Here is a 24,670-nt window from a genome sequence, read left to right on the forward strand (position 1 = left end):
GTAGTCAGCCCTCCGAAGGGGCGAGGCGCTTGAGCTCCGCCTCGGTGGAGTTGAGCAGATCGATCCAGGACGCCTCGAACTTCTCGACGCCCTCGTCCTCGAGGAGCTGCACGACGTCGTCGTAGGAGATCCCGAGCTTCGCGACGGCGTCGAGCTCGGCCTTCGCCTGCTCGTAGGTGCCGGCGACGGTGTTGCCGGTGACCTGCCCATGGTCGGCCGTGGCCTCCAGGGTTGCCTCGGGCATGGTGTTCACCGTGCCGGGGGCGACCAGGTCGACGACGTACAGCGTGTCCTTGTACGCGGGGTCCTTGACACCGGTGGAGGCCCACAGCGGACGCTGCTTGTTGGCCTGCGCCTTGTCCAGAGCCGCCCAGCGGTCGGAGGAGAAGACCTCCTCGTACGCCTGGTACGCCAGCCGGGCGTTGGCGAGCGCCGACTTGCCCTTCAGCGCCTTGGCCTCGTCGGTGCCGATCGCGTCGAGCCGCTTGTCGATCTCGGAGTCCACACGGGACACGAAGAACGAAGCGACCGAGTGGATCCTGGCGAGGTCCAGGCCTGCGGCCTGCGCCTTCTCCAGGCCCGCCAGGTAGGCGTTCATGACCTCGCGGTAGCGCTCCAGCGAGAAGATCAGCGTGACATTGACGCTGATGCCCTTGCCGATGACCTCGGTGATCGCCGGCAGACCGGCCTTCGTCGCCGGGATCTTGATGAGCGTGTTCGGCCGGTCGACCAGCCAGGCCAGCTGCTTGGCCTCGGCGATCGTGGCATCGGTGTGGTGGGCCAGACGCGGGTCGACCTCGATGGAGACCCGGCCGTCCTGGCCGTCCGTGGCGTCGAAGACCGGGTGCAGGATGTCGGCGGCGTCGCGGACGTCCGCCGTCGTGATCATGCGGATGGCCTCGTCGACCGTGACCTTGCGGGTAGCCAGGTCGGTGAGCTGCTGCTCGTAACCGTCTCCGTGCGAGATTGCCTTCTGGAAGATGGACGGGTTGGTGGTGACGCCCACGACGTGCTGCTGGTCGATCAGCTCGGCGAGGTTGCCCGAGGTGATCCGCTTGCGCGACAGGTCATCGAGCCAGATCGCCACGCCCTCGTCGGAAAGGCGCTTGAGTGCGTCTGTCATGAGAATTGCATCTCCTACTAGTCGTATAACGGCGTCAGCGCGCGGCGGCGGCGAGAGATTCCCGCGCTGCGGCGGCAACGTGCGCAGCGGTGAAACCGAACTCGCGGAAGAGGACCTTGGCGTCGGCCGAGGCACCGAAGTGCTCCAGCGAGACGATCCGGCCGGCGTCTCCGACGTACCGGTACCAGGTCAGCCCGATGCCCGCCTCGACGGCGACGCGGGCCTTCACGGACGGCGGCAGAACACTGTCCTTGTACGCCTGGTCCTGCTCCTCGAACCACTCGACCGACGGCATCGAGACCACCCGGGTCGGGATGCCGGCCGCCTGCAGCTCCTCGCGCGCCTCGACGGCGAGGTGGACCTCGGAACCCGTGCCGATCAGGAGGACCTGCGGCGCTGTGTTCTGCCCTTCGGGCCCTTCGGCCTCGAACAGCACGTAGCCGCCGTTGGCCGTGTCCTCGTTCGCCTCGTACGTCGGCACGCCCTGACGGGTCAGCGCCAGGCCGTGCGGGGCGCCCTTGCCGAACACCTTGGTGTGGCGGCGCAGGATCTCGCGCCAGGCGATGGAGGTCTCGTTGGCGTCGGCCGGGCGGACGATGTTCAGGCCCGGGATGGCGCGCAGCGAGGCCAGGTGCTCCACCGGCTGGTGGGTCGGGCCGTCCTCGCCGAGACCGATCGAGTCGTGCGTCCATACGTACGTCACCGGCAGGTGCATCAGCGCGGACAGCCGCACGGCGTTGCGCATGTAGTCGGAGAACACCAGGAAGGTGCCGCCGTAGATGCGGGTGTTGCCGTGCAGTGCGATGCCGTTCATGGCAGCGGCCATGGCGTGCTCGCGGATACCGAAGTGGATCGTGCGGCCGTACGGGTCCGCGCCCGGCAGCGGGTTGCCCGCCGGGAGGAACGACGACGTCTTGTCGATCGTCGTGTTGTTCGAGCCCGCGAGGTCGGCGGAGCCGCCCCACAGCTCGGGGATGATCTCGCCGAGCGCCTGGAGCACCTTGCCGGAGGCGGCGCGGGTGGCGACGCCCTTGCCCGGCTCGAAGACCGGAATGCTGTCCTCCCAGCCCTCGGGCAGCTCGCCCGCGGAGATCCGGTCGAACTCGGCGGCGCGCTCCGGGTTGGCGGTGCGCCACGCGGCGAACGTCTTCTCCCACTCGCCCTTGGCCTCGCGGCCGCGGTCCAGCGCCTCACGGGTGTGCGCGATGACCTCGTCGGAGACCTCGAAGGTCTTCTCCGGGTCGAAGCCCAGGACCTTCTTGGTCGCCGCGACCTCGTCCTCGCCGAGCGCCGAGCCGTGCGAGGCCTCGGTGTTCTGGGCGTGCGGGGCCGGCCAGGCGATGATCGAGCGGGCCGCGATGAACGACGGGCGCTCGGTCTCGGCCTTGGCCGCCTCCAGCGCCTGGTAGAGACCCGCGGGGTCCAGGTCGCCGTTCGGCAGCTGCTCGACGCGCTGGACGTGCCAGCCGTACGCCTCGTACCGCTTCAGGGTGTCCTCGGAGACCGCGGTCTCCGTGTCGCCCTCGATGGAGATGTGGTTGTCGTCCCACAGCAGGACAAGGTTGCCGAGCTTCTGGTGCCCGGCCAGCGAGGAGGCCTCCGCGGAAATGCCCTCCTGGAGGCAGCCGTCACCGGCGATGGCCCAGACCATGTGGTCGAACGGGGAGGTGCCGGGGGCCGCCTCCGGGTCGAACAGGCCGCGCTCGTAGCGGGCGGCCATGGCCATGCCCACGGCATTGGCGACACCCTGGCCCAGCGGGCCCGTCGTCGTCTCGACACCGGTGGTGTGGCCGTACTCCGGGTGACCGGGGGTCTTCGAGCCCCAGGTACGGAACGCCTTGAGATCATCGAGCTCCAGGCCGTAACCGGCCAGGTAGAGCTGGATGTAGAGGGTCAGGCTCGTGTGACCCGCCGAGAGCACGAACCGGTCGCGACCGGTCCAGTCCGCGTCGGCGGGGTCGTGCCGCATCACCTTCTGGAAGAGCGTGTACGCGGCGGGAGCCAGGCTCATCGCCGTACCCGGGTGGCCGTTTCCGACCTTCTGTACGGCGTCAGCGGCAAGGACGCGGACAGTGTCCACGGCCCGCTGGTCCAATTCGGTCCACTGGAGGTCTGTGGTGGTCGGCTTGGTGCTCACCCTGAGTCAGGGCTCCTCTCCACTGTTGTAAACCGGTGGCTGGTGACCGCACCGGGCGTCGTCGAGCCTACCCCCGACGCAACACGCATTTTCCGGGTGCTTTCCAGGGTGCGGGCGACCCGCGGAGTTCGCCTCCCGTATGAGCGCAACGGCTCACTTCTGCGCTACTCCGATGAGCGCCACTCCTTACTTATGCGCTACTCCGGTGATCGCCACTCCATACTTATGCGCTCATCGGACACGGCGCTTCTGCGCCACTCCAACACGACCCCACCCCCGCGAAGAACGGCCTGTCCCCAACGTCTACAGTGGTCTGGTTCGCGCAAGTCTTTACTGGGCCTTCATGTCCGGAGCTTGCTGGGATTTCTCTGTCAGGGGTGTGCGTGACGGCCGTCGAGTCCCGACCCGCAGGGGTCGCCTTGACTCCGAGCCCAGGGGGCCATCGCCCGTTCGGGGCCCGTATCAAGGCATTCGTGGCACTGACCAAGCCGCGGATCATCGAGCTGTTGCTGATCACCACTGTTCCGGTGATGTTCCTGGCCGCTCGGGGTGTGCCCGACCTGTGGCTCGTACTCACCACCACCATCGGCGGATATCTCTCCGCGGGTGGTGCCAACGCGCTCAACATGTACATCGACCGCGACATCGACGCGTTGATGGACCGTACGTCGCAGCGTCCGCTGGTCACCGGCATGGTGAGCCCGCGCGAGTGCCTCGCCTTCGGTATCGCCCTCGCGGTGATCTCGACGGTCTGGTTCGGGCTGCTGGTCAACTGGCTGTCGGCGGCACTGTCGCTGGGCGCGCTGCTCTTCTACGTCGTCGTCTACACGATGCTGCTGAAGCGGCGCACGTCGCAGAACATCGTCTGGGGCGGCATCGCGGGCTGCATGCCGGTCCTCATCGGCTGGTCCGCCGTGACCAATTCGATGTCCTGGGCCGCAGTCATCCTCTTCGCCGTCATCTTCTTCTGGACGCCGCCGCACTACTGGCCGCTGTCGATGAAGGTCAAGGACGACTACGCCCGTGTCGGCGTACCGATGCTCCCGGTCATCGCGTCCAACCAGGTGGTGGCCCGCCAGATCGTCATCTACAGCTGGGTGATGGTGGCGGTGTCGCTGCTGCTGACCCCGCTCGGCTACACCGGCTGGTTCTACACGGCCGTGGCGCTGCTGACCGGCGGGTTCTGGCTCTGGGAAGCGCACGCCCTGCAGAACCGGGCGAAGGCCGGGGTGTCCGGTGCCAAGCTCAAGGAAATGCGACTGTTCCACTGGTCGATCACCTATGTGTCGCTGCTGTTCGTCGCCGTCGCGGTCGACCCGTTCCTGCGCTGACACCGTTTCGCTCCTGCCGACGGGCGGGGCACGTGGCCCATGCCACGTGCCCGCCCGTCGCCAGTTGATCTACGGATCGGTAGCATCCGTTGCATGGCAGACTTGGCAGACATGGCAGAGACCCAGCAGGTTGACGACAGGAAGCAGGCCGCCCGCGCGGAGCGCAGGGCAGCCAGGCTCGCCAAGCAGATCGGTGCCTTCGCCAAGGCGCACGGCGGCGCCGAGGGGCAGCTCGCCTACATCGGGCAGATGGGCACCCGCATCGTGCTGGTCGGCGAGGACGGCGGCTGGGGCGACCTGGTCGCACCCTCGTACGCGGTCGCCGAGAGTGCCACCGCGAAGGCCGGGATCACGATGCACGAGTCCTTCGACGGAGAGTTCGCCGCCAAGGTCCGCACCGGCCCGTACGAGTGGACGCGGATGGCCGGGATCCAGGTCGGCGGCCCCTCCAACAAGGGCTGAGCCGCCGCCCGGGACGTCTCCGGACGCATCCCCACGGGGCAGGAGCAACACCTGACACCGGGGTCACCCGTGAGGACGGGTACACCCACGTCGTCGCAGGGGGCTCCGGATGACCGACACAATGCTCCAGCGGCGCTCAGGGGCTGCCGCAACTGCATGTGGTGGGGGCGCGACCATTCCGTGAGGCGCTCGGCAGGGTGCTGGGCGGCTGGGTGGCGGACGGCGCGTGGTCGCGCACCGACACCACGCGCGTCGCCGCGATGATCGCGTCCGGCAACGCGCGCCGGGTGTACGGGCTGGACCGGCGGCCCTTGTAGCAGGGCTCAGAGGCTGTCGGGCCACCTCTGACCGGGCGGGCGAAGGTGGCCCGACAGCCTCTCAGCCGGCGGCTGCGGGCTCCGGGGTCTCCGCGGCGGGGGCGGGCACCGGGGCGGTCGCCACAGGGCGCTCGCGCAGCGAGAGCACCACCCGCACGACGGCGATCCACACCAGGCACGAACCGAGCATGTGCAGCCCGACCAGGATCTCCGGGGTGTCGGTGAAGTACTGCACGTACCCGATCACACCCTGCGACATCACCACCAGGAAGAGATCACGGGTGCGGTGCAGCGGACCGACCGGCGCGTCGACGGCCTTCAGCACGAACCAGAGCGCGACCGTCAGTGCCACCACGACCCAGGCCAGGTCGGCGTGGAGCTGCGCGATCATCTTCCAGTCGAGCGGGATGCGGTGGACGTCGCTGGAGTCGCCCGCATGCCGTCCGGCACCCGTCACGACCGTGCCGACGGCGATCAGCAGGCCGGCCGCGGCCGCCAGCAGCCAGGTCAGCTGCGAGACCGCCTTGCCGACCAGCGGACGCGGCTCCGCGTCGCCCTCCCGAACCCGCTGCCAGGTCACGACGGCGACCGTGAGCAGCGCGGTGGAGAGCAGGAAGTGGGCCGCGACGGTGTACGGGTTGAGGCCGACCAGCACGACGATGCCGCCGAGCACGGCGTTGCCCATGACCACCCAGAACTGCGCCCAGCCGAGCCGGGTGAGGCTGCGCCGCCAGGGCTGCGCGGAGCGGGCCGTGATGATCGCCCAGCCGACCGCCGCGCACAGCACGTAGGTGAGCATCCGGTTGCCGAACTCGATGGCGCCGTGGAAGCCCATCGCGCTCGTCGCCGTCAGGGACTCGTCGGTGCACTTGGGCCAGGTGGGGCAGCCGAGACCGGAGCCGGTCAGCCGCACCGCACCGCCGGTGACCACGATGACGACGGCCATCACGACGGCCGACATCGCCGCGCGGCGGACCGTCCGGGGGGACGGGGTCCAGCGTTCGGCGATGTAGAGGAGCGGGTTCCGCGCGGCTTGAGCGACTTCGGCTCGGGTCAGCTTGGGCACGCGCACCATCGTAAGCGGCGGCTTGTGCAAGCTTTCACGAGGGGGACGAGTTACCTCGAAACGTCATGCCGCACGCCGTCGCCGCCGGTCATTCCCAGCGGAAGAACTTTGCCGCCGTGCCCAGCCCGAGCACCGCCCAGACCGCGAGGATCCCGAGATCGCCCCACGGCATCGAGGAGCCGTGCTGGAGTACGTCCCGCAGCCCGCCGGACAGGGCCGCGATCGGCAGCAGCCCCAGCACGGACTGCGCCGCGTCCGGGAACTTGTCCAGCGGCACAATGACCCCGCCGCCGACCAGCAGCAGCAGAAAGACCAGGTTGGCGGCGGCGAGCGTCGCCTCCGCCTTCAGCGTCCCGGACATCAGCAGGCCGAGCCCGGAGAACGCGGCGGTGCCGAGCACGAGCAGCAGCAGGACGGCGAGCGGGTTGCCGTGTGGCGACCAGCCCAGCGCGAACGCGATCACCGTCAGCAGCACGACCTGCAGCACCTCGGTGACCAGTACCGCGAGGGTCTTCGCGGTCATCAGCCCCCAGCGGGGCAGCGGTGAGGCACCGAGGCGCTTGAGCACGCCGTACCGCCGCTCGAAGCCGGTCGCGATCGCCTGGCCGGTGAAGGCGGTGGACATCACGGCGAGCGCGAGAATGCCCGGCGCCAGGAAGTCGACGGACCTGCCCGCGCCGGTGTCCACGATGTCGACGGCGCTGAACAGCACCAGCAGCAGCGTCGGAATGATCACCGTCAGGAGCAGTTGCTCGCCGTTGCGCAGCAGCATCCGCGTCTCCAGCGCGGTCTGCGCACCGATCATGCGGGGCAGCGGGGCGGCACCGGGCCGCGGGGCATACGTACCGGCGCTCATGCGCGCAGCTCCTTGCCGGTCAGTTCCAGGAAGACGTCCTCCAGGGTGTGACGCTCGACGGAGATGCCCTCGGGCATCACGCCGTGCTGCGCGCACCAGGAGGTGACGGTGGCCAGCAGTTGTGGGTCGACCTGGCCGGTGATGCGGTACGTGCCGGTGGTGGGCTCGGCCGCCTGCGTGCCGTCGGGCAGCGCCTTCAGCAGCGAGCCGAGGTCGAGACCGGGGCGGCCGGTGAAGCGCAGGGTGTTCTCGGCGCCGCCGCGGCACAGCAGCTCCGGGCTGCCCTGAGCGATGACCCGGCCCGCGTCGATGATGGCGACATCGTCGGCGAGCGCCTCGGCCTCGTCCATGAAGTGGGTGGTGAGGACGACCGACACGCCGTCGGCGCGCAGCTCCCGTACGAGATCCCAGGTGGAGCGGCGGGCCTGCGGGTCGAGGCCCGCGGTCGGCTCGTCCAGGAACACCAGCTCGGGGCGGCCGACGACGGCCATCGCCAGGGCGAGGCGCTGCTGCTGGCCGCCGGAGAGCCGGCGGTACGTCGTCCGGCCGCAGCTGCCGAGGCCGAGACGCTCGATCAGCGCGTCGACGTCGAGCGGGTGGGCGTGCAGTTTCGCCATGTGGCGGAGCATCTCGTCGGCGCGCGCTCCGGAGTAGACGCCACCCGATTGCAGCATCACGCCGATCCGGGGGCGGAGCTCCGCGGCGTCGGCGACCGGGTCGAGGCCGAGGACGCGTACGGTCCCGGCGTCGGGGCGGCGGTAGCCCTCGCAGGTCTCGACGGTGGTGGTCTTGCCGGCGCCGTTGGGGCCGAGGACGGCGGTGACCGCACCGGTGCGTACGCCCAGGTCGAGGCCGTTCACCGCGGTCTTGGCGCCGTACCGCTTCACCAGGCCACGGATCTGCACGACCGGCTCGTTCTTCATGGCCGGTAAGTCTAGGCAGCGGCCCGGCGGGCGAGTCCCCGGGGGCCGCATTAGGTAACCCTTAGTGACGAACTCCACCGTTGATCGTTTCGGACCGTGGTTGTCAGGGCCGGAGGAATTACGCAACAATGGCGTTGTGAAATACCAGGGCGAGGCTCCGCAGGAGGAACTCGCGACCGGCGAGCGCTCGACGCGCAACCGGGTCGCGCGCTCCATCCTGGACCACGGCCCGTCCACCGTCGCCGACCTGGCGAAGCGGCTCGGGCTGACCCAGGCCGCCGTCCGCCGCCATCTCGACGCCCTCCTCTCCGACGATGTCGTCGAGGCCCGCGAACAGCGGGTGTATGGGGCGCGGACCCGCGGCCGTCCGGCCAAGGTGTTCGCCTTGACCGACTGCGGCCGGGACGCCTTCGACCAGTCCTACGACAAGCTTGCCGCCGACGCTCTTCGCTGGATCGCCGAGACCGCGGGCGACGAAGCGGTCGGCGCCTTCGTCCGCGCCAGGGCCGCCGCGCAGTCGGTGGCCTACCGCGAGACGATCGACGCGGCGGACCCCGCGCAGCGCACAGAGGCGCTGGCCAAGGCCTTGTCCGCCGACGGGTACGCTGCTACGGCGCGCAGCGCGCCGGGCCCCCAGCAGGGCGAGCAGCTGTGCCAGCACCACTGCCCGGTCGCCCATGTCGCCGAGCAGTTCCCGCAGCTGTGCGAGGCGGAGACGGAGATCTTCTCCAGCCTGCTCGGGACCCATGTACAGCGTCTGGCCACCATCGCCCACGGCGACGGGGTGTGCACGACGTTCGTACCGCGCGGCGGACCCCCAACCGCACAGACCACCACATCAGCATCTGCAAGCACGGCCGGGAGGAACCCCGCATGACGCTCCCCACGGAGACTGCCCACCCTGAGCTCGAGGGTCTGGGTACGTACGAATTCGGCTGGGCCGACTCCGACGCGGCAGGCGCGGCGGCCAAGCGCGGCCTCTCCGAGGCTGTCGTACGTGACATCTCGACGAAGAAGAACGAGCCCGAGTGGATGCTGAAGCTCCGCCTCAAGGGCCTGCGGCTGTTCGACAAGAAGCCCATGCCGAACTGGGGCTCGGACCTGTCAGGCATCGACTTCGACAACATCAAGTACTTCGTGCGGTCCACCGAGAAGCAGGCGGAGTCCTGGGAGGACCTGCCCGAGGACATCAAGAACACGTACGACAAGCTCGGCATCCCGGAGGCGGAGAAGCAACGCCTGGTCGCCGGTGTCGCCGCGCAGTACGAGTCCGAGGTCGTCTACCACCAGATCCGTGAGGACCTGGAGGAACAGGGCGTCATCTTCCTCGACACGGACACCGCGCTGAAGGAGCACCCGGAGCTCTTCAAGGAGTACTTCGGCACTGTCATCCCGGTCGGCGACAACAAGTTCGCCTCGCTGAACTCGGCCGTGTGGTCCGGTGGCTCGTTCATCTACGTGCCGAAGGGTGTCCACGTCGACATCCCGCTGCAGGCCTACTTCCGTATCAACACGGAGAACATGGGCCAGTTCGAGCGGACGCTGATCATCGTCGACGAGGACGCCTACGTCCACTACGTCGAGGGCTGCACCGCGCCGATCTACTCCTCGGACTCGCTGCACTCCGCCGTCGTCGAGATCATCGTGAAGAAGGGCGGCCGCTGCCGCTACACGACGATCCAGAACTGGTCGAACAACGTCTACAACCTGGTCACCAAGCGCGCCGTGGCGTACGAGGGCGCGACCATGGAGTGGGTCGACGGCAACATCGGCTCCAAGGTCACCATGAAGTACCCGGCCGTCTATCTGATGGGCGAGCACGCCAAGGGCGAGACGCTCTCCATCGCCTTCGCGGGCGAGGGCCAGCACCAGGACGCCGGATCCAAGATGGTCCACATGGCGCCGAACACCTCCTCCAACATCGTCTCCAAGTCGGTGGCGCGAGGCGGCGGCCGTACCTCGTACCGCGGTCTGGTCGAGATCGGCGAGGGCGCCGCGGGCTCCAAGTCCAACGTGCTGTGCGACGCGCTCCTGGTCGACACGATCTCCCGCTCCGACACGTACCCGTATGTGGACGTCCGTGAGGACGACGTGTCCATGGGTCACGAGGCCACTGTCTCCAAGGTCTCCGAGGACCAGCTCTTCTACCTGATGAGCCGCGGTCTGACCGAGTTCGAGGCCATGGCCATGATCGTGCGCGGCTTCGTCGAGCCGATCGCGCGCGAGCTGCCCATGGAGTACGCGCTTGAGCTCAACCGGCTGATCGAGCTGCAGATGGAGGGCTCGGTCGGCTGACACGGCCTAACGCAGCCTGACGACCGAATCCCCGACTTTGACAGAGAAAGCGAGCACTACGACAGCCATGGCTGAGGCCCAGAACATTCCGGCGGGGTCCACCACCACCGGGTCCATCGCGGTGGCCGCCGAGTCGACCGTCGCCACGCGCATGAGCGCGCCCCCGTCCTTCGACGTCGCGGACTTCCCGGTCCCGCACGGCCGCGAGGAGGAGTGGCGGTTCACGCCGCTGGAGCGGCTGCGCGGACTGCACGACGGCACGGCCGTCGCGACCGGTGGCGCCGTCAAGGTCGAGGTCGATGTCCCCGAGGGCGTCACCGTCGAGACCGTCGGCCGCGACGACGCGCGGCTCGGCAGGGCGGGCACCCCGGTGGACCGCGTCGCCGCCCAGGCGTACTCGTCCTTCGAGGAGGCCTCGGTCATCACGGTCGCCAAGGAGGCCGTGCTCGCCGCGCCGATCCGGATCGCCGTGCACGGTGAAGGCGGTGTGGCCTACGCCCACCAGGTCATCGAGCTGGAAGCCTTCGCCGAGGCCGTGGTCGTCATCGACCACACCGGTGACGCGGTCCTCGCGGGCAACGTCGACTACGTCCTCGGTGACGGTGCGAAGCTGACCGTCGTCTCCGTCCAGGACTGGGACGACACCGCCGTCCACGCCGCTCAGCACAACGCGCTGATCGGCCGGGACGCCACCTTCAAGTCGATCGTCGTCACCTTCGGCGGCGACCTGGTCCGCCTCCACCCACGGGTCTCCTACGCGGGCACCGGCGGCGAGGCGGAGCTCTTCGGTCTGTACTTCACCGACAAGGGCCAGCACCAGGAGCACCGCCTCTTCGTCGACCACAACACCCCGCACTGCAAGTCCAACGCCGTCTACAAGGGCGCGCTCCAGGGCGACGGCGCGCACGCGGTGTGGATCGGTGACGTGCTCATCCAGGCCAAGGCCGAGGGCACCGACACCTACGAGATGAACCGCAACCTCGTCCTCACGGACGGCGCGCGGGTCGACTCGGTGCCGAACCTGGAGATCGAGACCGGCGAGATCGTCGGCGCCGGTCACGCCTCCGCGACCGGCCGCTTCGACGACGAGCAGCTCTTCTACCTGATGTCCCGCGGCATCCCGGCCGAGGATGCCCGCCGGCTCGTCGTGCGCGGCTTCTTCGCCGAGCTGGTCCAGCAGATCGGTCTGCCGGACGTCGAGGCCCGTCTGCTCGACAAGATCGAGGCCGAGCTGAAGGCTTCCGTCTGATGGCCTTCGTCAAAGTCTGTGCGCTGAGCGAGCTGGAAGAGGACACCCCGAAGCGGGTGGAACTCGACGGAACGCCGGTCTCTCTCGTCCGTACCGAGGGCGAGGTGTTCGCGATCAACGACATCTGCTCGCACGCGAACGTCTCACTGTCCGAGGGAGAGGTCGAGGACTGCATGATCGAGTGCTGGCTGCACGGCTCCAGCTTCGACCTGCGCACCGGCAAGCCGTCCGGCCTTCCCGCGACGCGCCCCGTCCCCGTATACCCCGTCAAGATCGAAGGGGACGATGTGCTCGTCTCCGTCACCCAGGAGTCCTGAGTCACCCATGGCAACGCTTGAAATCCGCGACCTGCACGTCTCCGTCGAGGCCGACCACGCCACGAAGGAGATCCTCAAGGGCGTCGACCTGACCGTGAAGCAGGGCGAGACCCACGCCATCATGGGCCCCAACGGGTCCGGCAAGTCGACCCTCGCGTACTCCCTCGCGGGTCACCCCAAGTACACGATCACCAGCGGCACGGTGACCCTGGACGGCGAGGACGTCCTGGCGATGACCGTCGACGAGCGCGCCCGCGCCGGTCTCTTCCTGGCCATGCAGTACCCGGTCGAGGTCCCCGGTGTCTCGGTCTCCAACTTCCTGCGCACCTCCGCCACCGCCGTCCGCGGCGAGGCGCCCAAGCTGCGTACGTGGGTGAAGGAGGTCAAGGAGACGATGGCCGACCTCCAGATGGACCCCGCGTTCGCCGAGCGCAACGTCAACGAGGGCTTCTCCGGCGGTGAGAAGAAGCGCCACGAGATCCTTCAGCTGGAGCTCCTCAAGCCGAAGGTCGCGATCCTCGACGAGACCGACTCCGGCCTCGACGTCGACGCCCTGCGCGTCGTCTCCGAGGGCGTCAACCGGGTGCGCGAGACCGGCGAGGTCGGCACGCTGCTGATCACGCACTACACGCGGATCCTCCGTTACATCAAGCCCGACTTCGTGCACGTCTTCGCCAACGGCCGTATTGCCGAGTCCGGCGGCGCCGAGCTCGCCGACAAGCTGGAGAACGAGGGCTACGAGGCATATGTGAAGGGTGGCGCTTCCGCGTGACACAGCTGCCGGGCCTCCTCGACACCGAGGCGATCCGCAAGGACTTCCCCCTGCTGGATCGTACGGTCCACGACGGGAAGAAGATCGTCTACCTGGACAGTGCGGCGACTTCGCAGAAGCCGCGCCAGGTCCTCGACGCGCTCAGCGAGTACTACGAGCGGCACAACGCCAACGTCCACCGCGGCGTGTACACGATCGCGGAGGAGGCCACGGCGCTGTACGAAGGCGCCCGCGACAAGGTCGCCGCCTTCATCAACGCGCCGAGCCGCAACGAGGTGATCTTCACCAAGAACGCCTCGGAGTCGCTCAACCTCGTGGCCAACATGCTCGGCTGGGCCGACGAGCCCTACCGGGTGGACCACGAGACCGAGATCGTCACCACGGAGATGGAGCACCACTCCAACATCGTGCCGTGGCAGCTGCTCGCGCAGCGCACCGGTGCGAAGCTGAAGTGGTTCGGCATCACCGACGACGGCCGCCTCGACCTGTCCGACATAGACGAGATCATCACGGAGAAGACGAAGATCGTCACCTTCACGCTGGTCTCCAACATCATGGGCACGATCAACCCGGTCGAGAAGATCATCCGCCGCGCCCAGCAGGTCGGCGCGCTGGTCTGCATCGACGCCTCGCAGGCAGCCCCGCACATGGTGCTCGACGTGCAGGCGCTGCAGGCCGACTTCGTGGCCTTCACCGGCCACAAGATGGTCGGCCCGACCGGCATCGGTGTGCTCTGGGGACGGCAGGAGCTCCTGGAGGACCTGCCGCCGTTCCTCGGCGGCGGCGAGATGATCGAGACCGTGTCGATGCACTCGTCGACATACGCCCCGGCGCCGCACAAGTTCGAGGCGGGTACGCCCCCGATCGCGCAGGCCGTCGGCCTCGGCGCGGCCGTGGACTACCTCTCGGCGATCGGCATGGACAAGATCTTCCGGCATGAGCACGCGATCACCGAGTACGCGGTGAAGCGCCTCCTGGAGGTTCCGGACCTGAGGATCATCGGTCCGGCCACCGCGGAGGACCGCGGCGCCACGATCTCCTTCACGCTCGGCGACATCCACCCGCACGACGTGGGCCAGGTCCTCGACGAGCAGGGCATCGCGGTCCGCGTCGGACACCACTGCGCACGGCCGGTCTGCCTGCGGTACGGAATTCCTGCGACGACGCGCGCGTCGTTCTATCTGTACTCCACGCCCGCCGAGGTCGACGCCCTGGTGGACGGTCTGGAGCACGTACGGAACTTCTTCGGCTGAGGGTTGACTGGTGAAGCTTGATTCGATGTACCAGGAAGTGATCCTGGACCACTACAAGCACCCCCACGGGCGCGGTCTGCGGGACGGCGACGCCGAGGTGCACCACGTCAACCCGACGTGCGGAGACGAGATCACGCTCCGGGTGAAGTACGACGGCGAGACCATCGCCGATGTGTCGTACGAGGGTCAGGGCTGTTCCATCAGTCAGGCCAGCGCCTCCGTGCTGAACGAGCTGCTGGTCGGCAAGGAGCTGGGTGAGGCGCAGAAGATCCAGGAGACCTTCCTGGAGCTGATGCATTCGAAGGGCCAGCTCGAGCCGGACGACGCGATGGAGGAGGTGCTGGAGGACGCGGTCGCGTTCGCCGGTGTCTCGAAGTACCCGGCCCGGGTCAAGTGCGCGCTGCTGAGCTGGATGGCGTGGAAGGACGCGACGGCGAAGGCGCTGTCCGAAGGGAAGATGGCATGAGCGATCACGGTACGCCAGAAGTACTGACCACCAAGCCGGCCTCCGAGGAGGAGGTCCGCGAGGCGCTGTACGACGTCGTCGACCCCGAGTTGGGCATCGACGTCGTCAACCTGGGCCTGATCTACGGCATCCACATCGACGACGCGAACATCGCCACCCTCGACATGACCCTGACGTCCGCGGCCTGCCCGCTGACCGATGTCATCGAGGACCAGGCGAAGTCCGCGACCGACGGCCTCGTCAACGAGCTGCGGATCAACTGGGTCTGGATGCCGCCGTGGGGCCCGGACAAGATCACGGACGACGGACGCGAGCAGCTGCGCGCGCTCGGCTTCAACGTCTGATCCTCTGCGCTTCCGAACGGCCTCCGGCTCGAGCCGGAGGCCGTTCGGCGTTGTTCGTCCGTCGGAAGGACCTCGACCGCACCGAGTGGAAGAATTCCCGCTCCGTCTGGTTCACCGTCAGCAGCTGCTGGACGAGCGCGGCTTGGCAATCCGGGTGGCGAACGGCCATGACCGCCGGGCAGACCGGCGGTCATGGCCGTTTCCTTCTACTCCATCGTCGTCGACGCCCACGATCTGCCGTCGCAGGCCCGGTTCTGGTGCCGGGTGCTCGACTGGACGGTGCTCTTCGAGGCCGACGGCGAAATCGTCATCGGCGCCGACAAGGACGCCGTGCCCGGCATCACCTTCGTCCCCGTACCGGAGGAGAAGACGGTCAAGAACCGGCTGCACATCGATCTCGCCCCCGACGACCAGGCCGTGGAGGCCGCGCGGATCATCGGCCTCGGGGCCACCCGGCTGGACGTCGGCCAGCCCGCCGATGTGGGCTGGGTGGTGCTGGCGGACCCCGAGGGGAACGAGTTCTGCGTGCTGAGCCCGAAGAGCTCGCTCATCGACTGAGCGGCGCCTGTCCCCGAACCCGGGTCGGGCCCGTGTGCACGGGCCCGACCCGCGTTCACGGGCCGAACTGCGAGGGCACGGCAGCGGCTTCGGCGAGCACCGGCCCCAGGTTCTCGTTGCGCATCCGGCGGTCCACGTACAGCAGCCCGGTCGCCAGCTGCGGGAACGTTGCCGAGATGAGCTGGCCGACCAGCTGGCCCAGCAGTGTTGCCACCATGTAGCCGCTCATGGCGACAACGACCGCCGTCGGACTCGGGTCGGGGCCCAGGCTCTCCATACCGATCATGCTGGGGAACATGCCCAGGATCGAGAACGGCATCTGGATGATGTAGCTCGCCACGGCCGCCATGACCGAGGCCAGCAGCGAGATGCCGAAGATCCGCCACCAGTCACCGCGCACCAGCTGCGACGAGCGGCGCAGCGCGGCGATCGGGCGCTGCCCCTCGAAGACCGCGGCCGCGGGGGCCAGCGAGAACTTCACCCAGAGCCAGATCGCCAACGGCGCGGTGGCCAGCGCCCCCAGGAAGCCCACCGCGATCGCGACCCCGCTGCCGGAACCGCTGTCCAGGGTGATGGCGGCGATCATCATGGTGATGAAGCCGACCATCATGAGCACCATCGGGATCACCGCGACCAGGGCGGTCAGGAGAACCGTGCCGATCACGGCCGGGACCCGCGCCCAGGCCCGGCGCCAGATGATGCCGAAGGTGGTCGGCCTGCCCAGAACCGCGTCCTGCAGAACCGCCGGAACCGTCGCGTACATCATCGCCGTGCCGATGATCAGCGACAGGATGCCCACCAGCCAGACGACACCGAAGGCGATCACCAGCGGCACGATGTCCTCCGTGCGCGGGCTCTCCCCCGACGAGAGCTCGATGACCCGGTGCAGATGGTCACTGACCGCGGAGTACGCGATCGCGACCGCCACCCCGACCACGACCAGCGACCCGCCGTACACGGCCACACCCACGCCGAACAGCTGCTTCCAGTAGCGGCCCATCGTGGAGAACGCGCCGCTGAGGATGTCCCCGAGGCTCAGCGGCGCGAGCGGTATCACCCCTGGCTTCGGCGGCGGCATCCAGCCGCCCCATCCCGGCGGTCCGGGGGGTCCTCCGTACGGCGCTCCTCCGTACGGCGGGCCCCCGGGACCGCCGCCCCACCCTGCGTCCTGCGTCACTGCTGCTCCGTCGTGTCGGGGTCCATGTGCTGGTCGGGACACGGTAGCGCTCCTGGTGGGGCAGCGGATCCCTTCTGCGCGCCCAGGTATGTGTACGAGCGTACGCAACGATGCGTACACTCGTACACATGGGATACGGACTGCTGGCCGCGGCCATAGCGGCGGAGGTGGCCGGGACGACGGCCATGAAGTACAGCGAGGGCTTCACCCGGCTCTGGCCCTCGCTCATCACCGTCGTCGGCTATCTGCTCGCCTTCTCGCTGCTCGCACAGACCCTGAAGACGCTGTCCATGGGCACCGCCTATGCCATCTGGGCCGGGATCGGCACGGCGGCGGTCGCCGCCATAGGGGTCCTCTTCATGGGCGAGTCCGGAAACCTGGTCAAGGTGGCGGGCATCGCGCTGATCATCGCCGGTGTGGTCGTGCTCAACCTGGGCGGAGCGCACTGATGGTCCGCCGGTACGACCCCGAGCGGCGCGGCCGCATCATCGATGCGGCGATCCGGGTTATCGGTGCCAAGGGCATCGCGGGGCTCAGTCACCGTTCCGTCGCCGCCGAGGCGGATGTGCCGCTCGGCTCGACGACGTATCACTTCGCCTCGCTCGACGAGCTGCTGGTTGCCGCGCTGCGCCGCTCGAACGAGAATTTCTCCCGGGCCATGCGGGAGAGCGAGGCCCTCCTCGCCCCGGACGCGGATCTCGCCGAGGCACTGGCCCGGCTGCTGGGGGAGTGTTTCTCCGGCGGGCGCGGGCGCCTGGAGCTGGAGTACGAGCTCTACCTCGCGGCGCTGCGCCGGCCCGCGCTGCAGCCGGTCGCCGCCGAGTGGACGGATGTCACCGCCGAGCTGCTGGCCGGGCGCACCGACCCGGCCACCGCACGGGCACTGGTTGCGCTGACGGACGGGATCTGTCTGCAGGTGCTGCTGACGGGCGGGAGCTACGACGCGGCGTACGCGCGGGAGATGTTGGCGCGGATCATCGGCTGACCGCGTCGGCCGCCCCGGGGCGTCGACGGGTTCGGCGGCGGGCGTCCCCGGGCGGGCGTCGGGATGTCAGGGGCGGACCGCCGCCAGGGCCGCCTGCACGCTCGCCTCGATGTCCGTGATCGGGTACAGCGCCTCGCGGACCGTCCGGTCCCGGTCCACCACCAGGGTCAGCCGCTTCAGCCGGCTGAATCCCGCCGCCCGGAACGTCGGCAGTCGCAGCGCCGCCGCAAGCTCCAGTTCCGCGTCGGACAGCAGCGGGAAGCGAAGCCCCTCCGCGTCCGCGAACGCCCGCTGCTCGTCGGGGCGTTGGGTGGACACTCCGTGCACCGTCGCCCCCGCCGCGGTGAACTCGGCCAACTGGTCGCGGTACGTGCAGGATTCGAGGGTGCAGCCGCTCGCACCCGGGATCTCGGCCCAACCCGGCGGGTAGGCGTCCCGGCGGGCGTACGCGCTGGGGAAGCAGTACAGGACGGTGTAGGGGGTGTCGGCGACAGGGTCGCGCAACACGCCGTCGTAGTCGAGGAGTTGCAGCTCCGGCAGGCGGGTGCCCACCAGGGCGTGCACCCGCGCCGCCTCCTTGGACGTCTCCGTGGCCGTCGCCATCGTCTCCCCGTCTCCCATCACCCAGGTGTCGCCCCAGTCCTGGAGCGCGATCAGTACCGGCAGCAGCGCGCGGCCGCGCGGGGTGAGCCGGTACTCGTACCGGACCGGGCGGTCCTGGTACGGATCCCGGGACAGCACGCCCGCGTCCACCAGCAGCCGCAGCCGCTCGGTGAGCACCTTGCGGGACATGCCCAGCTCGTGCTGGAGCGCGTCGAAGCGGTGCACCCCGCGCGCGGTGTCGCGCACGATCAGCAGGGTCCACCAGTCGCCGACGACATCGAGGGCCTGGGCGATCGCGCAGTCGGCGTCGGACAGGCTGGTGCGCTGCGGCATGACTTCGTCTTCTTCCGTTCTTGCTCGTGCCCAGGCCGCCGCTTACCGGATTGACCTGCGGAAAGCATGCTGCCATAGTCCGTTCCCAAAAGGAACTCGCTGGGGAGGGTGCTGCGGATGAGGATCTTCGGGATGGTGCGGGACGTACCACGGACGGTACGGCTGCTGGCCTTGGGAGCCTTCTTCAACGGAGTCGTCAGCTTCACCTTCGTCTATCTCTTCGTCTATCTGACCGGACCGCGCGGACTCACGGTGCCGCAGGCCGGAGTGATCGCGGGCATCGGCGGCATCGGCCTGGTCGCCGGTAACTTCACAGGCGGCTGGTTCGGCGACCACTACGGTCACCGCCGGATGCTCCTGACGGGCGCGCTGGTGAGCGGCGCGGCGCTCGTCACCCTGCCGGTCCTGCCGGTCGTGGCGATGTACGGGGTGCTGCCGCTCGCACAGTACGCGGCAGGCGTCGTACGCGCCGCCAACGCGGCCCTCGTCGCCGTCTTTGTCCCCGAGGGCGGCAGGCGCCAGAGTTTCGCCCTGATGCGCGCAGGGAGCAACGCCGCCTTCGCCGTGGGCCCACCGCTCGGCGCACTGATCGCCGCCCACTTCTCGTACGGCCCGCTGTTCGTCGCCGACGGCCTCGGGACGCTGCTCTTCGCCGCGTACGCATCGAAGGTGCTCCCGGCGCGCGGCACCGTACACACCCGGCCGGCGCACGACCCCGGCGCGCCCGGGCTCTGGCGGGAGCTGCGGGTCAGACCCGCGGTGCCGGTGCTGCTCGCCGCGATCCTCTGCGTCGACTTCGTCTACCGGCAGCAGTACTCCACCCTGCCCGTGTTCCTCGCCGATCACGGCCACAGCGCCCCGTTCTACGGGTGGCTGCTCGCCATCAACGGCGGCGTCATCCTCTGCCTCGAACTCCCGGTGGCGCACGCACTGCGCCGACGGGCTCCGCTGAGCATCGTGGGCACCGGGCTGCTGCTGGTGGGGCTGGGATTCGCGGCACTGATCCCGGGGGCCGGCGTGCTGTTCGCCGTCACCATGATGGTGTCGCTGACCGCGGGCGAGATCCTGTACAAGTCCACTGCCACGGCGTACGTCGCCGACCAGGCACCCGGCCATGTGCAGGGCCGCTTCCAGAGCCTGTACGCGGGGGCGTCCATCAGCGGCCAGGTGCTGGCCCCGCCGCTCGGCGGCGCGCTCTACGCGGCCGCGCCCGAGCTGCTCTGGCCGGTGTGCGCGGTGCTCGCCGGCGGTGCGGGGGTGGCGGTGCTGGCGGCGCGGCGGCTGCGGGGGCCGGTGCGCGTGGTGGCCCCGCCGCGGACTCCGATGCCCGAGCGGCTGGCGCAGTCCAGCTGACCGGGTGGTCCGGGCGGGTGGGGCCCCGCGCGGTCATCCGGCGAGACCGGTTGGCTCCGGCGGGGCCCTGCCGGTTAGGTTCGTGTCATGACCGACACGACTTCCCGCACCACCGGCGCCGTCGCCGCCGGCCTCGCCACCATCGCCGGCGACGGTTCCGTTCTCGACACCTGGTTCCCCGCCCCCGAGCTCTCCGCCGAGCCCGGCCCGGCCGGAACCGAACGGCTCACCCCCGACCAGGCCGTGAACCTCCTCGGCGAGGGCGCGGCCAAGGCCGTCGGCGTGGACGCCCGCCGCGGTGTCGAGGTCGTCGCCGTGCGCACGGTCATCGCCTCGCTCGACGACAAGCCGCTCGACGCCCACGACGCGTACCTGCGCCTGCACCTCCTCTCGCACCGTCTCGTCCAGCCGCACGGCCAGAACCTGGACGGCGTCTTCGGCCTCCTGACCAACGTCGCCTGGACGTCGCTCGGTCCGGTCGCCGTCGACGACCTGGAGAAGGTGCGGCTGAACGCCCGCGCCGACGGCCTGCACCTCCAGGTCACCTCGGTCGACAAGTTCCCCCGGATGACGGACTACGTCGCACCGAAGGGTGTCCGGATCGCCGACGCCGACCGGGTCAGGCTCGGCGCGCACCTCGCCGCCGGCACGACGGTCATGCACGAGGGCTTCGTCAACTTCAACGCCGGCACGCTCGGCACGTCGATGATCGAGGGCCGCATCTCCGCGGGCGTCGTCATCGGCAACGGCTCCGACATCGGTGGCGGTGCCTCGACGATGGGTACCCTCTCCGGCGGCGGCAAGGAGCGCATCGTCATCGGTGAGCGCTGCCTGATCGGCGCCGAGGCGGGCGTCGGGATCGCGCTCGGCGACGAGTGCGTCGTCGAAGCGGGGCTGTATGTCACCGCGGGTACGCGCATCACCCTGCCGGACGGCCAGATCGTCAAGGCGCGGGAGCTCTCCGGCGCCTCGAACATCCTCTTCCGCCGCAACTCGGTCACCGGCGCCGTCGAGGCCCGCCCGAACAACGCGGTGTGGGACGGCCTCAACGATGTCCTGCACAGCCACAACTAGTGGCCCTTCCGGCAGGCTCTGCCCCGTCGCGCCGCCCAGCACGCCCGCTTGCCGCGTTGGCCAAAAGCCCTGGTAGCTCCTTCCCCGAGCTCTCGACTTCGTTCGAGCAGGGGAGACCCCGCTCAAGGACTTCCGGCCGCCTTGCGATCGCACGCACCGGTCGGTCTTATGGGGCGAACACTGCCGGTCACGGCACTAGCGTGTAGCGGCGAGGAGTTCCTCGTACGCCTTCCGCAGCCCGTCGGCCGCCTCGCGCCCGGCGGGCTGCAGCGGTTCCCGGACCGGTCCGGCGCCGAGCAGCGCCTTGGCCGTCACGGTACCGGGCAGCCCGGACGACATCATCAACTCGGCCAGCGGAACGGTCAGCCGGTTGAGCCGGGCCGCCTCGGCGGTGTCCCCGGCGTCGAAAGCGTCCAGGACCGCCCGCAGCTGCCGGGGCGCCACATTGGCGACCGTACTCACATAGCCCGCCGCGCCCACCGCGTACAGCGGCAGGTTGAGCTCCTCGCAGCCCGAGTAGTACGAGAGCGAGCCCGCGCCGATCACCTTCGTCGAGCCGAGCAGGTCGTACGCGCAGTCCTTCACCGCCACGATGCGCGGATGGTCCGCGAGCCGCAGCAGGGTCTCCGGCTCGATGCGGGTGCCGGTGCGGCCGGGGATGTCGTACAGCATCAGCGGAACGCCGGTCGCGTCGGCGACGCGCCCGAAGTGTGCCTCGACGGCGGTCTGCGGCGGTCTGCGGCGGTCTGCTGTAGTAGGGCGTCACGACCAACAGGCCGTCCGCGCCTGCCCGTTCGGCCTGCCGGGCCAGCTCAACGGTGTGCCGGGTGTCCGCACTGCCGACCCCGGCGACCAGCGGCACACCCGCGCCGACCGCCTCACGGACCGCGCGCAGCAGCGCGGTCTTCTCGGCGTCGGTGGTGGTCGGGGACTCACCGGTGGTGCCGCTGAGCACCAGGCCGTCGCAGCCGTCGGCGACGAGACCGGCGGCGTGGGTCCCGGCAGCGTCCAGGTCCAGCTCGCCGTCGGCGGTGAACGGCGTGATCATGGCGCAGAGGGCACGGCCGAAGGGGGCTGCGGGGGCGGCAGGGGCTTCAGGGACTGTCATGTCCGAAGTGTCCGCCGCCTCGACCGTGAAGGTCTACTTAGTTCTGCTTGAGGTGAAGGAGTAGAAATGCTCAACCATTGATGTGAGGGCCGGGACCGCGGTCTGGCATGATCGAATACCTATGCGACAGGCCGATACGTGGGCGGGTGCACGGGTATGCGAGGACCGGCGGGCACGAGGACGGGCGCCGGAGCGCGGAGAGGGGTGGTGGCCGCCTGCCTCGCCGGAGCGCTGGCTGTGACGCTGTCGGGATGCGCCGGATTTCTCGTACCGGCGGGCGAGGGCGAGCCGGAGCCGACTCCGGGGCGGGTTCACCCCCGGACGCCGGCGGGCGAACGCCCGTCTGCCTCTGAAGGACCACGCCGCGCTCATTCGCCGGGCTGGCGGACGAGCGGGTTGGCACCGATGGAGTTGTGGATGCGGAAGGTGACCGTTCCCGGCCGGTAGCGGTCGTCGGACCACTCCACGGGGCGGCCTGCGGGGGTGGTGGTCACCCGGCGGACCCGCAGCAGCGGGGTGCCGCGGCGTACACTGAGCAGTTCCGCGTCGCGGGTGCCCGCCGCAAGTGCGTCGATGACGTGCTCGCCGTGCGCGAAGACCAGGCCCACCTCGTCGAGCAGCCGCTGGGTGACCGACTCGCAGTCGGGCTCGATGCGCTCGACCGCGTCCGCGATCCAGTCGGCGTAGACGGTGCGCTCCAGCAGGGCAGGCTGTCCGTCCAGGCCACGCACCCGCAGGACGTACAACACCTCTGAGCCCGCGGGGAGTTGGAGGCGCAGCGCGTCCTCGGTGGAGGCCGGGCGCCGGGCGGTCTCGACGACGCTGCCGGTGGCCTTGTGTCCGGCTGCCCGCGCCCACTGGGTGAAGCTGCGCAGTTCGTTGAAGCCCTGGCTGCGGCGGGCACCGAGCACCACCCGTCGGGTGCCCTGTCGTGAGCCGACCAGTCCCTCGGCCACCAGAGCCGCGAGCGCCTGGCGGACGGTGCCGCGGGATACCTGGTACCGCTCGGCGAGTTCGCCCTCGGTCGGGAGCCGGCCCCCCACCGGGTAGTCGCCGCGGTCGATCGCAACCCTCAGCTCGCCGGCGATCTGCTCGTGCCGTGCCGCCACACCTAGCCCCCTCATCCGCGATACCGGCTCCGCTCTGCGCGCCACCGGTGTGTGCCCACAGGGTAGGCGATCCCGCCGCATCGGGCACGCTCGTCCTGCACACAGCGGAGACCGCACCCCCACGCGGCCCGCATCGTCCCAAAGAGCCTTCAAACCGAGAGGGAGCATCTGTTCTCCGTTCACGGAAAGGTCATTGCGCTCCGACGTACTTGGGGCATCTTGTTTGGACAAGCTGCCTGGGTCCGGGCAGTACCCGATCACTGTTTTCCGGGCAGCTCATGCACCCTCAGGAGACCTTGTGAACCTGTTCTCTGCGCGAACGGCCGGCTTTGCCGGCGTGCTGACCGCTGCCACGCTCGCGCTCAGCGCCTGCGGCTCGGCACCCGACCCCGTCGCGTCCGGCAGCGCGGGCGGCTCGCACGCTGCCACGGCCACCTCGGCGCAGGACCTCGGTGGTATGGACGCACTGGTCGCGGCGGCCAAGAAGGAGGGCGTACTCAACGCGATCGCCCTGCCCCGCGACTGGGCCAACTACGGCGCCGTGATCGACGGATTCACCAAGAAGTACGGCATCAAGGTCAACGACGAGAACCCGGACGGCGCCAGCCAGGACGAGATCAACGCCATCACCTCGCGCAAGGGTCAGGGCCGCGCCCCGGACGTTGTGGACCTGGGCCAGTCGTTCGCGCTCAGCGCAGCGCAGCAGGGGCTGCTCGCCCCGTACCGGGTCGCGGCCTTCGACGAGATCCCGGCCACGCAGCGCGACACCCAGGCCCGCTGGTACAACGACTACGGCGGTTATGTCTCGATCGGTTGCGACGCCAAGCGCGTCAAGGAGTGCCCCCAGTCCTTCGCCGACCTGCTGAAGCCGCAGTACAAGGGCCAGGTCGCCATGAACGGCAATCCCACCAAGTCGGGCTCCGCCTTCGGCGGCGTCTTCGCCGCAGCCCTGGCGAACAAGGGCTCCTTCGACGACATCCAGCCCGGCCTGGACTTCTTCGCGAAGCTCAAGAAGGCCGGCAACTACAACCCGGTGGAGTCCACCCCGGCCACGGTCGAGAAGGGCGAGACCCCGATCAGCATCGACTGGGACTACCTCAACGCCGGTTACGCCGACGAGTTCCGCAGCAAGGGCGTGGACTGGAAGGTGGCCATCCCCAGCGACGGCCAGTACGCCCAGTACTACTCGCAGGCCATCAACAAGGACGCCCCGCACCCGGCGGCCGCCCGGCTGTGGGAGGAGTACCTCTACAGCGCCGAGGGTCAGAACCTCTTCCTGAAGGGCTCCGCCCGCCCGGCGCTCATGCCCTCGATGACTCGGAGCGGCACGGTCGACAGCGCGGCCGCCGCCAATCTGCCCCAGGTCGACGGCACCCCCTCCTTCCCGACCGAAGCCCAGCTGGACAAGGCCAAGCAGGTCGTGGCCCAGGGCTGGGGCAAGGCCGTGGCCGGGTGACCC

The 24,670-nt window shown here is 69.5% G+C and carries 24 protein-coding genes and 2 pseudogenes; 17 read left to right on the forward strand and 9 right to left on the reverse strand.

The window, feature by feature from the left end; all coding sequences use genetic code 11:
- Nucleotides 1-4: 4 nt before the first annotated feature.
- Both tal and tkt read right to left on the reverse strand, forming a co-directional pair.
- Nucleotides 5-1,123, reverse strand: coding sequence for a transaldolase (gene tal, locus OH809_RS32005; RefSeq protein ID WP_406418364.1), 1,119 nt, complete (start codon nucleotides 1,121-1,123; stop codon nucleotides 5-7).
- 34 nt (nucleotides 1,124-1,157) lie between these two features.
- Nucleotides 1,158-3,260, reverse strand: a complete 2,103-nt coding sequence (tkt, locus tag OH809_RS32010; RefSeq protein WP_406515983.1) for a transketolase — start codon at nucleotides 3,258-3,260, stop codon at nucleotides 1,158-1,160.
- A gap of 377 nt (nucleotides 3,261-3,637) precedes the next feature.
- Here tkt and OH809_RS32015 point away from each other — a divergent pair, with 377 nt between their 5' ends.
- The 3 genes and pseudogenes from OH809_RS32015 to OH809_RS32025 form a co-directional block, all read left to right on the forward strand.
- Nucleotides 3,638-4,591: a heme o synthase gene (locus OH809_RS32015; protein ID WP_406418360.1), complete on the forward strand. Its 954-nt coding sequence runs from the start codon at nucleotides 3,638-3,640 to the stop codon at nucleotides 4,589-4,591.
- A gap of 93 nt (nucleotides 4,592-4,684) precedes the next feature.
- Entirely contained in the window at nucleotides 4,685-5,053 is a 369-nt protein-coding gene (locus OH809_RS32020; RefSeq protein WP_406418358.1) for a hypothetical protein, read from the forward strand.
- Nucleotides 5,054-5,178: 125 nt separating this feature from the next.
- Nucleotides 5,179-5,370, forward strand: a pseudogene (locus OH809_RS32025) (amidohydrolase); the annotation flags it as partial.
- A gap of 61 nt (nucleotides 5,371-5,431) precedes the next feature.
- Here OH809_RS32025 and OH809_RS32030 read toward each other — a convergent pair.
- The 3 genes from OH809_RS32030 to OH809_RS32040 form a co-directional block, all read right to left on the reverse strand.
- Complete coding sequence (locus OH809_RS32030) at nucleotides 5,432-6,445, reverse strand: COX15/CtaA family protein (protein WP_406418356.1); 1,014 nt, start codon at nucleotides 6,443-6,445, stop codon at nucleotides 5,432-5,434.
- Between the two features lie 79 nt (nucleotides 6,446-6,524).
- Complete coding sequence (locus OH809_RS32035; protein ID WP_406418354.1) at nucleotides 6,525-7,292, reverse strand: ABC transporter permease; 768 nt, start codon at nucleotides 7,290-7,292, stop codon at nucleotides 6,525-6,527.
- On the reverse strand, nucleotides 7,289-8,215 hold the full coding sequence (locus OH809_RS32040; RefSeq protein ID WP_406418352.1) for an ABC transporter ATP-binding protein: 927 nt from the start codon (nucleotides 8,213-8,215) through the stop codon (nucleotides 7,289-7,291). Before OH809_RS32040 ends, OH809_RS32035 begins: the two co-directional genes overlap by 4 nt.
- 136 nt (nucleotides 8,216-8,351) lie before the next feature.
- On the opposite strand from OH809_RS32040, the gene OH809_RS32045 reads away from it, so the two are divergent.
- The 9 genes from OH809_RS32045 to OH809_RS32085 all read left to right on the forward strand — a co-directional run bounded on the left by OH809_RS32045 (nucleotide 8,352) and on the right by OH809_RS32085 (nucleotide 15,469).
- Complete coding sequence (locus tag OH809_RS32045; RefSeq protein ID WP_406418350.1) at nucleotides 8,352-9,092, forward strand: helix-turn-helix transcriptional regulator; 741 nt, start codon at nucleotides 8,352-8,354, stop codon at nucleotides 9,090-9,092.
- The gene (gene sufB / locus OH809_RS32050; protein ID WP_406418348.1) at nucleotides 9,089-10,510 is read left to right on the forward strand and encodes a Fe-S cluster assembly protein SufB; all 1,422 of its coding nucleotides are present in this window, start codon (nucleotides 9,089-9,091) and stop codon (nucleotides 10,508-10,510) included. The genes OH809_RS32045 and sufB overlap by 4 nt, the downstream gene beginning before the upstream one ends.
- A 67-nt stretch (nucleotides 10,511-10,577) precedes the next feature.
- Nucleotides 10,578-11,759 (forward strand): Fe-S cluster assembly protein SufD, encoded by a 1,182-nt coding sequence (gene sufD, locus OH809_RS32055; RefSeq protein ID WP_406418346.1) that lies wholly within the window; start codon nucleotides 10,578-10,580, stop codon nucleotides 11,757-11,759.
- On the forward strand, nucleotides 11,759-12,076 hold the full coding sequence (locus tag OH809_RS32060) for a bifunctional 3-phenylpropionate/cinnamic acid dioxygenase ferredoxin subunit (protein ID WP_030919832.1): 318 nt from the start codon (nucleotides 11,759-11,761) through the stop codon (nucleotides 12,074-12,076). The genes sufD and OH809_RS32060 overlap by 1 nt, the downstream gene beginning before the upstream one ends.
- Nucleotides 12,077-12,083: 7 nt before the next feature.
- Nucleotides 12,084-12,848 (forward strand): Fe-S cluster assembly ATPase SufC, encoded by a 765-nt coding sequence (sufC, locus tag OH809_RS32065; RefSeq protein ID WP_406418344.1) that lies wholly within the window; start codon nucleotides 12,084-12,086, stop codon nucleotides 12,846-12,848.
- Nucleotides 12,845-14,101 carry a cysteine desulfurase gene (locus tag OH809_RS32070; protein WP_406418342.1) on the forward strand — a complete coding sequence of 419 codons (1,257 nt, stop codon included), beginning with the start codon at nucleotides 12,845-12,847 and terminating at the stop codon, nucleotides 14,099-14,101. Before sufC ends, OH809_RS32070 begins: the two co-directional genes overlap by 4 nt.
- A 10-nt stretch (nucleotides 14,102-14,111) precedes the next feature.
- Nucleotides 14,112-14,567 (forward strand): Fe-S cluster assembly sulfur transfer protein SufU, encoded by a 456-nt coding sequence (sufU, locus tag OH809_RS32075; protein WP_406418340.1) that lies wholly within the window; start codon nucleotides 14,112-14,114, stop codon nucleotides 14,565-14,567.
- Nucleotides 14,564-14,911, forward strand: a complete 348-nt coding sequence (locus tag OH809_RS32080) for a metal-sulfur cluster assembly factor (protein WP_037691711.1) — start codon at nucleotides 14,564-14,566, stop codon at nucleotides 14,909-14,911. Before sufU ends, OH809_RS32080 begins: the two co-directional genes overlap by 4 nt.
- A gap of 192 nt (nucleotides 14,912-15,103) precedes the next feature.
- A complete protein-coding gene (locus tag OH809_RS32085) occupies nucleotides 15,104-15,469 on the forward strand; it encodes a VOC family protein (protein WP_406418338.1) in 366 nt (121 codons plus the stop codon).
- 55 nt (nucleotides 15,470-15,524) lie between these two features.
- Here the strand turns inward: OH809_RS32085 and OH809_RS32090 are convergent, their stop codons facing one another.
- The gene (locus OH809_RS32090; protein ID WP_406515984.1) at nucleotides 15,525-16,547 is read right to left on the reverse strand and encodes a hypothetical protein; all 1,023 of its coding nucleotides are present in this window, start codon (nucleotides 16,545-16,547) and stop codon (nucleotides 15,525-15,527) included.
- A 227-nt stretch (nucleotides 16,548-16,774) separates the two neighbouring features.
- Between OH809_RS32090 and OH809_RS32095 the strand changes: the two genes are divergently transcribed.
- Both OH809_RS32095 and OH809_RS32100 read left to right on the forward strand, forming a co-directional pair.
- A complete protein-coding gene (locus OH809_RS32095) occupies nucleotides 16,775-17,095 on the forward strand; it encodes a multidrug efflux SMR transporter (protein ID WP_266986973.1) in 321 nt (106 codons plus the stop codon).
- Nucleotides 17,095-17,631 carry a TetR/AcrR family transcriptional regulator gene (locus OH809_RS32100; RefSeq protein ID WP_406418334.1) on the forward strand — a complete coding sequence of 179 codons (537 nt, stop codon included), beginning with the start codon at nucleotides 17,095-17,097 and terminating at the stop codon, nucleotides 17,629-17,631. The genes OH809_RS32095 and OH809_RS32100 overlap by 1 nt, the downstream gene beginning before the upstream one ends.
- Nucleotides 17,632-17,697: 66 nt before the next feature.
- Here OH809_RS32100 and OH809_RS32105 read toward each other — a convergent pair whose 3' ends face one another.
- Nucleotides 17,698-18,567 (reverse strand): winged helix-turn-helix transcriptional regulator, encoded by an 870-nt coding sequence (locus tag OH809_RS32105; RefSeq protein ID WP_406418332.1) that lies wholly within the window; start codon nucleotides 18,565-18,567, stop codon nucleotides 17,698-17,700.
- A 117-nt stretch (nucleotides 18,568-18,684) separates the two neighbouring features.
- Here OH809_RS32105 and OH809_RS32110 point away from each other — a divergent pair, with 117 nt between their 5' ends.
- Both OH809_RS32110 and dapD read left to right on the forward strand, forming a co-directional pair.
- The gene (locus OH809_RS32110) at nucleotides 18,685-19,920 is read left to right on the forward strand and encodes an MFS transporter (protein ID WP_406418330.1); all 1,236 of its coding nucleotides are present in this window, start codon (nucleotides 18,685-18,687) and stop codon (nucleotides 19,918-19,920) included.
- Nucleotides 19,921-20,007: 87 nt separating this feature from the next.
- Complete coding sequence (gene dapD / locus OH809_RS32115) at nucleotides 20,008-20,994, forward strand: 2,3,4,5-tetrahydropyridine-2,6-dicarboxylate N-succinyltransferase (RefSeq protein ID WP_406418328.1); 987 nt, start codon at nucleotides 20,008-20,010, stop codon at nucleotides 20,992-20,994.
- A gap of 195 nt (nucleotides 20,995-21,189) precedes the next feature.
- Here dapD and dapA read toward each other — a convergent pair.
- Together dapA and OH809_RS32125 are read right to left on the reverse strand one after the other, a co-directional pair.
- Nucleotides 21,190-22,102, reverse strand: a pseudogene (dapA, locus tag OH809_RS32120) (4-hydroxy-tetrahydrodipicolinate synthase).
- Nucleotides 22,103-22,470: 368 nt separating this feature from the next.
- Nucleotides 22,471-23,211, reverse strand: a complete 741-nt coding sequence (locus OH809_RS32125) for a GntR family transcriptional regulator (protein ID WP_406418326.1) — start codon at nucleotides 23,209-23,211, stop codon at nucleotides 22,471-22,473.
- Between the two features lie 298 nt (nucleotides 23,212-23,509).
- On the opposite strand from OH809_RS32125, the gene OH809_RS32130 reads away from it, so the two are divergent.
- Entirely contained in the window at nucleotides 23,510-24,667 is a 1,158-nt protein-coding gene (locus OH809_RS32130) for an ABC transporter substrate-binding protein (protein ID WP_406418324.1), read from the forward strand.
- Nucleotides 24,668-24,670: the final 3 nt, after the last annotated feature.

This window comes from Streptomyces sp. NBC_00873 (assembly GCF_045207415.1).
In the GTDB taxonomy this organism is placed as follows: domain Bacteria; phylum Actinomycetota; class Actinomycetes; order Streptomycetales; family Streptomycetaceae; genus Streptomyces.

Excerpts from the sequence above, each read along its gene's own strand:
- tal (WP_406418364.1), bottom strand. The coding sequence starts at position 1,123 with ATGACAGACGCACTCAAGCGCCTTTCCGACGAGGGCGTGGCGATCTGG.
- dapD (WP_406418328.1), top strand. The coding sequence starts at position 20,008 with ATGACCGACACGACTTCCCGCACCACCGGCGCCGTCGCCGCCGGCCTC.
- OH809_RS32080 (WP_037691711.1), top strand. The coding sequence starts at position 14,564 with ATGAGCGATCACGGTACGCCAGAAGTACTGACCACCAAGCCGGCCTCC.
- OH809_RS32040 (WP_406418352.1), bottom strand. The coding sequence starts at position 8,215 with ATGAAGAACGAGCCGGTCGTGCAGATCCGTGGCCTGGTGAAGCGGTAC.
- OH809_RS32085 (WP_406418338.1), top strand. The coding sequence starts at position 15,104 with ATGGCCGTTTCCTTCTACTCCATCGTCGTCGACGCCCACGATCTGCCG.
- OH809_RS32035 (WP_406418354.1), bottom strand. The coding sequence starts at position 7,292 with ATGAGCGCCGGTACGTATGCCCCGCGGCCCGGTGCCGCCCCGCTGCCC.
- OH809_RS32095 (WP_266986973.1), top strand. The coding sequence starts at position 16,775 with ATGGGATACGGACTGCTGGCCGCGGCCATAGCGGCGGAGGTGGCCGGG.
- OH809_RS32060 (WP_030919832.1), top strand. The coding sequence starts at position 11,759 with ATGGCCTTCGTCAAAGTCTGTGCGCTGAGCGAGCTGGAAGAGGACACC.
- OH809_RS32100 (WP_406418334.1), top strand. The coding sequence starts at position 17,095 with ATGGTCCGCCGGTACGACCCCGAGCGGCGCGGCCGCATCATCGATGCG.
- sufD (WP_406418346.1), top strand. The coding sequence starts at position 10,578 with ATGGCTGAGGCCCAGAACATTCCGGCGGGGTCCACCACCACCGGGTCC.
- sufB (WP_406418348.1), top strand. The coding sequence starts at position 9,089 with ATGACGCTCCCCACGGAGACTGCCCACCCTGAGCTCGAGGGTCTGGGT.
- OH809_RS32020 (WP_406418358.1), top strand. The coding sequence starts at position 4,685 with ATGGCAGACTTGGCAGACATGGCAGAGACCCAGCAGGTTGACGACAGG.
- OH809_RS32090 (WP_406515984.1), bottom strand. The coding sequence starts at position 16,547 with ATGCCGCCGCCGAAGCCAGGGGTGATACCGCTCGCGCCGCTGAGCCTC.
- OH809_RS32030 (WP_406418356.1), bottom strand. The coding sequence starts at position 6,445 with ATGGTGCGCGTGCCCAAGCTGACCCGAGCCGAAGTCGCTCAAGCCGCG.
- sufC (WP_406418344.1), top strand. The coding sequence starts at position 12,084 with ATGGCAACGCTTGAAATCCGCGACCTGCACGTCTCCGTCGAGGCCGAC.
- OH809_RS32105 (WP_406418332.1), bottom strand. The coding sequence starts at position 18,567 with ATGCCGCAGCGCACCAGCCTGTCCGACGCCGACTGCGCGATCGCCCAG.
- OH809_RS32110 (WP_406418330.1), top strand. The coding sequence starts at position 18,685 with ATGAGGATCTTCGGGATGGTGCGGGACGTACCACGGACGGTACGGCTG.